Here is an 8,873-nt window from a genome sequence, read left to right as displayed (position 1 = left end):
CGGCGGATAGGCCGGATCCAGGGGCACATACGCACCGCCCGCCTTCAGCACCGCAAGCAACGCCACCACCATTTCCACACTGCGCTGGGATAGGCCGGATCCAGGGGCACATACGCACCGCCCGCCTTCAGCACCGCAAGCAACGCCACCACCATTTCCACACTGCGCTGCACAACAGATCGCCACGCGATCATCCGGGCATACGCCCAACTCGCGCAGGTAATGCGCCAGACGGTTGGCACGCGCGTTCAACTCGCCATAGGTCAGATCGCCACGCGATCATCCGGGCATACGCCCAACTCGCGCAGGTAATGCGCCAGACGGTTGGCACGCGCGTTCAACTCGCCATAGGTCAGCGATACCTCGCCCTGCACTACCGCGATGGCTGGCCGATGGATCGTGTGCCACCTGTGCCTCGAACAATTCATGCACACAGGCATCGCGCGGATAATCTGCTGCCGTTGCATTCCACTGCGTCACGATGGATCGTGTGCCACCTGTGCCTCGAACAATTCATGCACACAGGCATCGCGCGGATAATCTGCTGCCGTTGCATTCCACTGCGTCAGTATCTGATGGCGCTCGGCATCGTCCAGCAACGGTAGACGATCTACTACCTTGGCGCTCGGCATCGTCCAGCAACGGTAGACGATCTACTACCTGATGTTCGGCGCCGGCCGTCGGCCACCATCGCATCCAACAGATGCCGCCAATGCCCTATCCACCGCTCCAGCGTCGAACGCTCGAACAATGCCGTGGCATAGATCAGACTGCCGACGATCCCCTCATTGCTCTCAACCAACGACAACGACAGGTCGAACTGCGCGCTCGTCTGTATTGCGCGCAGACCACTCGCCTCGATTGCACCAAGATCCAGCTCACCCTGAGGCGCGTTCTGCCAAGCGAACATCACCTGGAACAGTGGCGTATGCGCCAGACTGCGCGGCGGTTGTACTAACTCCACCACTTGTTCGAACGGGATGTCCTGATGCGCCTGCGCTTGCAGTGCGCGCGCCTTCACTGACGCCAGCAGTTTCGGCCACCATCGCATCCAACAGATGCCGCCAATGCCCTATCCACCGCTCCAGCGTCGAACGCTCGAACAATGCCGTGGCATAGATCAGACTGCCGACGATCCCCTCATTGCTCTCAACCAACGACAACGACAGGTCGAACTGCGCGCTCGTCTGTATTGCGCGCAGACCACTCGCCTCGATTGCACCAAGATCCAGCTCACCCTGAGGCGCGTTCTGCCAAGCGAACATCACCTGGAACAGTGGCGTATGCGCCAGACTGCGCGGCGGTTGTACTAACTCCACCACTTGTTCGAACGGGATGTCCTGATGCGCCTGCGCTTGCAGTGCGCGCGCCTTCACTGACGCCAGCAGTTGCGCCGCCAGCGTCGGCGAGCCAGACAATTCCACCCGCAACGCCAGCGTGTTGACGAAGAACCCGATCAACCCTTCAGCGTCGGCGAGCCAGACAATTCCACCCGCAACGCCAGCGTGTTGACGAAGAACCCGATCAACCCTTCGGTTTCGGAGCGACCACGATTGGCTACAGGGCTGGCTGCCGATCACCACATCGTCCTGACCGGACAGACGCGCTAGCAGCAGCGCCCAACTGGCAAGTAATGTCATATACATCGTCAGGCCATGGCGCTGGCTCAGTGCCTTCAACGCCTGTGCCTGTTGCGGATCGACGATTACCTCCAGCATCGCCCCGGCATGATCCTGACGCGCTGGACGCGGACGATCCCGATCACCACATCGTCCTGACCGGACAGACGCGCTAGCAGCAGCGCCCAACTGGCAAGTAATGTCATATACATCGTCAGGCCATGGCGCTGGCTCAGTGCCTTCAACGCCTGTGCCTGTTGCGGATCGACGATTACCTCCAGCATCGCCCCGGCATGATCCTGACGCGCTGGACGCGGACGATCCGTGGGCAGCTCCAGCAACACCGGCGCATCCGATAGCGTCTTGCGCCAGTAGCTCGCTTGCTGCTCCAACACATCTCCCGTCAACCACTGCCGCTGCCAGCTTGCATAGTCGGCGTACTGGATTGGCAACGGCGCCAGCGGATCGGCTTCGCCACGTGCGAACGCCCGATACAGCACGCTCAACTCATCGATCAAAATCCCCATCGACGCCAGCGGATCGGCTTCGCCACGTGCGAACGCCCGATACAGCACGCTCAACTCATCGATCAAAATCCCCATCGACCATCCAACCATCGGAGACGATGTGGTGCATCGTGACGAAGAGGACGGATTCATCCTCGGCAAGGCGTATCAGCCGACCACGGATGAGTGGGCCTTGCTCCAACGCAAATGGCGCTTGCGCTTCCTAGGACGGATTCATCCTCGGCAAGGCGTATCAGCCGACCACGGATGAGTGGGCCTTGCTCCAACGCAAATGGCGCTTGCGCTTCCTCGGTCAGCAGTTTCTCAAGCGCTTCCTCACCATCAGGTACCCCACACAGATCGTGATCGATTAAATGGAAGCCGCTGTCCTCGTCAGCGACATGCTGCAACGCCTGCCCATCGACCAGCACGAAGGTCGTGCGCAACGACGCATGTCGGGACACGATGCGATCCAACGCACGCCGCAGCGCCTGCGCATCCAACACACCGCGCAAACGCAAGCCGCCGCTGATGTGATACGCCTCACTGACACCCTCGAACTGCGACAGGAACCAGAGCCGCTGTTGTGCAAACGACAGCACGCGCGGCGCGTCCGGCTGCAAGGGCAGGATCGGCGGCAAGATCGCAGCGGACGAAGAGGCCACACAGCTTCCTCACCATCAGGTACCCCACACAGATCGTGATCGATTAAATGGAAGCCGCTGTCCTCGTCAGCGACATGCTGCAACGCCTGCCCATCGACCAGCACGAAGGTCGTGCGCAACGACGCATGTCGGGACACGATGCGATCCAACGCACGCCGCAGCGCCTGCGCATCCAACACACCGCGCAAACGCAAGCCGCCGCTGATGTGATACGCCTCACTGACACCCTCGAACTGCGACAGGAACCAGAGCCGCTGTTGTGCAAACGACAGCACGCGCGGCGCGTCCGGCTGCAAGGGCAGGATCGGCGGCAAGATCGCAGCGGACGAAGAGGCCACACACGCCCGCGGCAAGCTGCTGGAGCGTGGCGTGCACAAACAACTCGGCCACCCCGATCTCCACACCCAATTCCTTGCGCAAACGCGAAGCGACCCGCACCGCCAGCAGGGAATGTCCACCGAGCGCGAAGAAGTTGTCGTGCCGCCCGATACTCTCCAGACCCAGCAGCTCACGCCAGATCGCGGCAATGGTGTGTTCGACCTCACCCTGCGGTGCTTCATATGCAGGCGCTGCATAGGCTGTAGCATCCGGCGCGGGTAATGCCTTGCGATCCAGCTTGCCGTTCGGGGTCAGTGGCAGGCGATCCAACTGCACATAAGCCGCCGGCACCATGTAATCCGGCAACGCATCCGACAACCAACTGCGCAAGCTTTCCGCGCCAAGCGGCGCGTGCGTCGCATCCTGCGTACCAACCCAGTACGCCACCAATCGCTTGTCGCTACCCGTGGCATCTTCCAGCGCCACCACCACACACTCGCGCACATCCGCATGCGCGCTCAACCGGGACTCGATCTCGCCCAACTCGATGCGTAAACCACGGATCTTGACCTGATGATCGTTGCGTCCCACAAACTCAATCGTGCCATCGGCACGCCAGCGACCCAGATCACCAGTGCGATACATCCGCGCCGTCGGATCGGTACTGAATGGATCCATGAGGAAGCGCGCGGCGGTCAAATCGTCGCGATTTAGATAACCACGCCCCACACCATCGCCACCGATATACAACTCGCCGACCACTCCAACAGGAACTAGTGCACCGTGCATATCCAGAATATAGATACGCACATTGGCAATCGGACGACCAATCGGTGGCGCACCCCTCACATTCGCATCGCATTCATGCACACAGGCGCAGACCGTCGTCTCCGTGGGACCGTATGCATTGATCAAGCGCCTTCCTTCAGCCCAACGTTCCACGATGGCCACAGAGAGCGCTTCGCCGGCAACGACGAGCCGCCAGCAGGGAATGTCCACCGAGCGCGAAGAAGTTGTCGTGCCGCCCGATACTCTCCAGACCCAGCAGCTCACGCCAGATCGCGGCAATGGTGTGTTCGACCTCACCCTGCGGTGCTTCATATGCAGGCGCTGCATAGGCTGTAGCATCCGGCGCGGGTAATGCCTTGCGATCCAGCTTGCCGTTCGGGGTCAGTGGCAGGCGATCCAACTGCACATAAGCCGCCGGCACCATGTAATCCGGCAACGCATCCGACAACCAACTGCGCAAGCTTTCCGCGCCAAGCGGCGCGTGCGTCGCATCCTGCGTACCAACCCAGTACGCCACCAATCGCTTGTCGCTACCCGTGGCATCTTCCAGCGCCACCACCACACACTCGCGCACATCCGCATGCGCGCTCAACCGGGACTCGATCTCGCCCAACTCGATGCGTAAACCACGGATCTTGACCTGATGATCGTTGCGTCCCACAAACTCAATCGTGCCATCGGCACGCCAGCGACCCAGATCACCAGTGCGATACATCCGCGCCGTCGGATCGGTACTGAATGGATCCATGAGGAAGCGCGCGGCGGTCAAATCGTCGCGATTTAGATAACCACGCCCCACACCATCGCCACCGATATACAACTCGCCGACCACTCCAACAGGAACTAGTGCACCGTGCATATCCAGAATATAGATACGCACATTGGCAATCGGACGACCAATCGGTGGCGCACCCCTCACATTCGCATCGCATTCATGCACACAGGCGCAGACCGTCGTCTCCGTGGGACCGTATGCATTGATCAAGCGCCTTCCTTCAGCCCAACGTTCCACGATGGCCACAGAGAGCGCTTCGCCGGCAACGACGAGTGTCTTCAGAGACGAAAGCCTTGGCTCTTCGGGCAGTTGATGCAGTACAGAAGGAGGCAAAGTGATGTGACTGATTTCATTTTCCGTCAATAGTTTTGTGAGTGCCTCACCTGCCAACACATCACCTGGGTCGGCGATATACAGCGAAGCCCCACAAAACAGCGTCACCAGCAATTCAGAAGCGAAGGCATCAAAACTCAACGAAGAAAACTGCAGGATGCGGCTATTTTCTTCAACATGGAATGCACCTATTTGCGCCAACGCAAGATTCACGACACTGCGATGCTCGTTCATCGATCCCTTCGGCGCACCAGTCGATCCGGACGTATAGATCACATACGCCAGATGCCGCGTAGTCAGGCCACTAGCGTGGCGGTCGGGATTGCTGTCGGGCAGATGCTGCCACTGCGCGCCGTCGGCTTGCAGATCAACGATCACCACCGAAGTGGCATTGTTCTCGATCAAATGGCGGCTGACCGAATCCGTCAACACCGCGACCGCGTCGCAATCGGCCTGCATATAAGCCACTCGATCCGGCGGATAAGCAGGGTCAAGCGGCACATACGCACCACCCGCCTTCAGCACCGCAAGCACCGCCACGACCATTTCCACACTACGCTGCACGCAGATCGCCACACGATCATCCGGGCGCACACCCAATTCGCGTAGATAATGCGCCAGACGATTGGCACGCGCGTTCAACTCGCCATAGGTCAGCGATACTTCACCCTGCACTACCGCGATGGCCGATGGTGCCCGCGCCACTTGCTCCTCGAACAACTCGTGCACACACTTATCGCGCGGATAATCTGTCGCGGTTGTATTCCACTGGGTCAGCACCTGATGCCGTTCGGCCTCAGGCAGAACGTCGAGATCGCACACCGGCGTCTTTGGCGCATCGGCAAGCGCATTGGCAAGACTCTCCAGCGCCTTCAGCAGGAACGCACATATCCGTTCCGGAACCAGGGGGCGCTGCGCCTGCACCGTCAACACGAAAGCAGATCCCACATCATCCACAGAAACGCCAAGCGGATAATTCGTCCGCTCGTGACTGGACAACGTCTCGATCCCCTCCCACGCCATCGTCTCGGCAACGCCTTCTGCCTGGCCGCTGTACCGATAATTGAACAGTGAGGTAAACAACGGCGCGGGTGCAGGAACACCACTACACCGCTGCACTAACGACAACGGCGCATGTTCGTGTCGCAACAGCCCGGCAAGGCGCCGCTGCATCAGACGCACGCTCTCTACTACGCTGGACCCATCAATCTCGATCCGCAATGGCAAGGTATTGATGAACATGCCCAGTGCACGATCAGCTCCCGCTCCGCCCTGCATACGGCCAAACAGTACCGTTCCGAACACAACACGCTCATGCCCCGTGGCGCGCGCCACCACTTGCGCCCAGGCCAGATGGAACAGGCTGGCCGCACTCACCCCAAGCGTGCGCGCATGGTTGCGCAACGACGCCGACAGTCGATCCGGCAGATGGAGCCGCACCTCTTCCAGGTCGGATCCATCGCCCTGTGTGTCAATCAGACCGAACGGTGCACAGGGCTCATCCACATCGCCGAGCATCTTGCTGAAATATGCTTCGTGCTCCTCGCGGCTCACGCCCAGCAGTGCCTGCGCCACAAAATTGCGGAACGGCAGTGGGGGAAGCAAACTGTCGGCATCACCGCACAAGTGGCACCGGACTTCTTCCAATACGATCTCCAGCGTGGTGTGATCCAGGGCCAGGTGATGGCTGAGCAATTGCAGCAACCAGCGCCCACTGACCGAATCGTATGCGGTAAAACCACGCATCAGCGGCGCATGACGTACATCCAAACGCCAGTGCCGCGGATCGAAACGCGATTGCAGTTGTATGGCCACATCGCCATCGGCCTCATCCAGGCACACCTCCTCAATCAATAGTGGCGCATGCCGCCACACGACCTGCATCGGTGCGGCAAGCTCTTCCCAGGCCACCGCTGTGCGCAGGATATCGTGACGATCGATCACACGTTGCAGTGCATCGACAAACACGTCTAGACGCGAACGGTTGTCGAACGCGATCAGGTTCGGTTGCAGATAGGCATCGCCTTCGCGCTGCAGCAGATGATGGAAAAAGATGCCTTCCTGCAATGGAGCAAGCGGATAGACGTCCTGAATATTGGCCGAGCCGCCAGGGGTCATTGCGACGATGCTATCGATCTGTTGCTGAGTGAGGACCGCCAACGGCAGCATCTCAGGTGTGATCAGCGTGGTATCGCGCATAATGCCGTTGGGTGGAACGCTGACCGACACGCCACCGCTCGCTGCGGCCAGTGCCACAAGCGTCGGGGTGGCAAACAGAGTGCGCAAATCGGCCTGCAACCCTTGCTGACGCATCCGCTCGGTGAGCGTCACTACCAGCAGCGAGTGACCGCCGAGGGCGAAGAAGTTGTCATGCCGCCCGATGGTCTCCAGGCCCAGTAGGTCGCGCCAGATCGCCGCAATGGCTTGTTCGATGGCCCCCTGAGGTGCTTCATACGCACACACCGCGTAGTCTGCCTCATCCGGTGCTGGCAATGCGTTGCGATCCAACTTGCCGTTGGGAGTCAGCGGCAGGCGATCCAACTGCACATAGGCCGCTGGAACCATGTAATCGGGCAACGTGTCCGACAACCAACTACGCAAGCTTTCTGCGCCAAGATGCTCGGACCTCACACCCTCGGCAGCGACTAAATACGCCACCAGTCGCTTGTCGTTGCCTGTGGCATCCTCCATGGCCACCACCACGCACTCGCGCACATCCGCATGTGCGCTCAATCTTGCCTCGATCTCGCCGAGTTCAATACGGAAACCACGAATCTTGACCTGGTGATCGTTGCGACCCACGAACTCAATCGTGCCATCGGCTCGCCAGCGCCCTAAATCGCCGCTGCGATACATGCGCGCTGTCGGATCGGCACTGAATGGATCCGCGAGGAAGCACGCGACGGTCAAATCGTCACGATTCAAATATCCACGCCCCACACCATCGCCGCCGATATACAGTTCGCCCACCACCCCAATCGGAACCGGTGCGCCGTGCATATCCAAGATGTAGATGCGCGTGTTGGCGATTGGACGGCCAATCGACATCGGCTCTGACACATCAACTGCCTTGATAACGCCATCGACCGCAACGTCAGTAATTTCAGTTGGCCCATAACTATTTATAAATACATATTGTTCAGAGCCTGAAATCCATTCCAAAATAAGATCTATCTTTATCTTTTCCCCTCCAAGTATGATATAGCGAAGTTTCGCCAATAAGGGCATTCTTAATTTCGATTCAAAATCATCTAAAACTCCATGCAATTGACTTGGCGCGCAATTTATCAATGCAGCGCCACTGGACTCAAGAAGATTCAGGATACTTGATCCAACCACCACACCTGGCGGCGCCAACTCGACAGTGCACCCCACAAACAATGGAGAAATAATATTCTTAAGCGTCAAATCAAAAGAAAAAGAAGATAAGACCAATACCTTATCGCCACTCTTCAAATAGAAAATGGCATAGTGATGATATAAGTTGACACAACCCCGGTGCTCGATCATGACGCCTTTGGGCATACCGGTCGATCCGGACGTGTAAATCACATACGCCAGATGCCGCGAGGTCAGACCATTGGTATGGCGGTCAGGATTGTGGTCAAGCAGGTACTGCCAACGCTCGCCATCGGCCTGCAGATCGACGACCACCGTCGAGGCAGTCGGATGCTCGACCAAGTGGCGGCTGACGGTATCCGTCAACATCACCACCGCGCCACAATCGGCTTGCATATAGGCAAGCCTATCCGGCGGATAGGCCGGATCCAACGGCACATACGCACCGCCCGCCTTCAGCACCGCAAGCAACGCCACCACCATTTCCACACTGCGCTGCACACAGATGGCCACACGATCATCCGGGCGC

Annotated in this window: 9 protein-coding genes; all 9 read right to left on the bottom strand. The window is 59.2% G+C overall.

The window, feature by feature from the left end; all coding sequences use genetic code 11:
• On the bottom strand, nucleotides 1-72 hold a 72-nt coding region (locus XANALMUS060_RS23115), incomplete at its 3' end, for a hypothetical protein (protein ID WP_343122990.1).
• Nucleotides 45-155: a hypothetical protein gene (locus tag XANALMUS060_RS23110; RefSeq protein WP_343122989.1), complete on the bottom strand. Its 111-nt coding sequence runs from the start codon at nucleotides 153-155 to the stop codon at nucleotides 45-47. The genes XANALMUS060_RS23115 and XANALMUS060_RS23110, both read right to left, overlap by 28 nt.
• 108 nt (nucleotides 156-263) lie before the next feature.
• On the bottom strand, nucleotides 264-428 hold the full coding sequence (locus tag XANALMUS060_RS22355) for an AMP-binding protein (protein ID WP_235430571.1): 165 nt from the start codon (nucleotides 426-428) through the stop codon (nucleotides 264-266).
• 48 nt (nucleotides 429-476) lie between these two features.
• Nucleotides 477-632, bottom strand: coding sequence for a hypothetical protein (locus tag XANALMUS060_RS20705; protein ID WP_161795455.1), 156 nt, complete (start codon nucleotides 630-632; stop codon nucleotides 477-479).
• A 246-nt stretch (nucleotides 633-878) separates the two neighbouring features.
• On the bottom strand, nucleotides 879-1,718 hold the full coding sequence (locus XANALMUS060_RS16120) for a condensation domain-containing protein (RefSeq protein WP_045739308.1): 840 nt from the start codon (nucleotides 1,716-1,718) through the stop codon (nucleotides 879-881).
• The gene (locus tag XANALMUS060_RS22750) at nucleotides 1,706-2,221 is read right to left on the bottom strand and encodes a condensation domain-containing protein (protein ID WP_045739307.1); all 516 of its coding nucleotides are present in this window, start codon (nucleotides 2,219-2,221) and stop codon (nucleotides 1,706-1,708) included. The genes XANALMUS060_RS16120 and XANALMUS060_RS22750 overlap by 13 nt, the downstream gene beginning before the upstream one ends.
• A gap of 53 nt (nucleotides 2,222-2,274) precedes the next feature.
• Nucleotides 2,275-2,790, bottom strand: coding sequence for a condensation domain-containing protein (locus tag XANALMUS060_RS22745; RefSeq protein WP_045739306.1), 516 nt, complete (start codon nucleotides 2,788-2,790; stop codon nucleotides 2,275-2,277).
• A gap of 216 nt (nucleotides 2,791-3,006) precedes the next feature.
• Entirely contained in the window at nucleotides 3,007-4,050 is a 1,044-nt protein-coding gene (locus XANALMUS060_RS16105; RefSeq protein WP_235430569.1) for a non-ribosomal peptide synthetase, read from the bottom strand.
• Entirely contained in the window at nucleotides 4,034-8,827 is a 4,794-nt protein-coding gene (locus XANALMUS060_RS17765; protein ID WP_235430573.1) for a non-ribosomal peptide synthetase, read from the bottom strand. The genes XANALMUS060_RS16105 and XANALMUS060_RS17765 overlap by 17 nt, the downstream gene beginning before the upstream one ends.
• Nucleotides 8,828-8,873 lie beyond the last annotated feature (46 nt).

Source organism: Xanthomonas sp. MUS 060 (assembly GCF_000963215.1).
GTDB lineage: Bacteria > Pseudomonadota > Gammaproteobacteria > Xanthomonadales > Xanthomonadaceae > Xanthomonas_A.
Note: the sequence above shows the minus strand (reverse complement) of the source record. Positions and strands in the feature narration are given on the sequence as shown.

Bases quoted from the DNA above. Each gene is read 5' to 3' on its own strand.
- XANALMUS060_RS23110 (WP_343122989.1), bottom strand. From the start codon at position 155: ATGGTGGTGGCGTTGCTTGCGGTGCTGAAGGCGGGCGGTGCGTATGTG.
- XANALMUS060_RS22355 (WP_235430571.1), bottom strand. From the start codon at position 428: ATGAATTGTTCGAGGCACAGGTGGCACACGATCCATCGGCCAGCCATC.
- XANALMUS060_RS20705 (WP_161795455.1), bottom strand. From the start codon at position 632: ATGCCGAGCGCCAAGGTAGTAGATCGTCTACCGTTGCTGGACGATGCC.
- XANALMUS060_RS16120 (WP_045739308.1), bottom strand. From the start codon at position 1,718: ATGCTGGAGGTAATCGTCGATCCGCAACAGGCACAGGCGTTGAAGGCA.
- XANALMUS060_RS22750 (WP_045739307.1), bottom strand. From the start codon at position 2,221: ATGGGGATTTTGATCGATGAGTTGAGCGTGCTGTATCGGGCGTTCGCA.
- XANALMUS060_RS17765 (WP_235430573.1), bottom strand. From the start codon at position 8,827: ATGGTGGTGGCGTTGCTTGCGGTGCTGAAGGCGGGCGGTGCGTATGTG.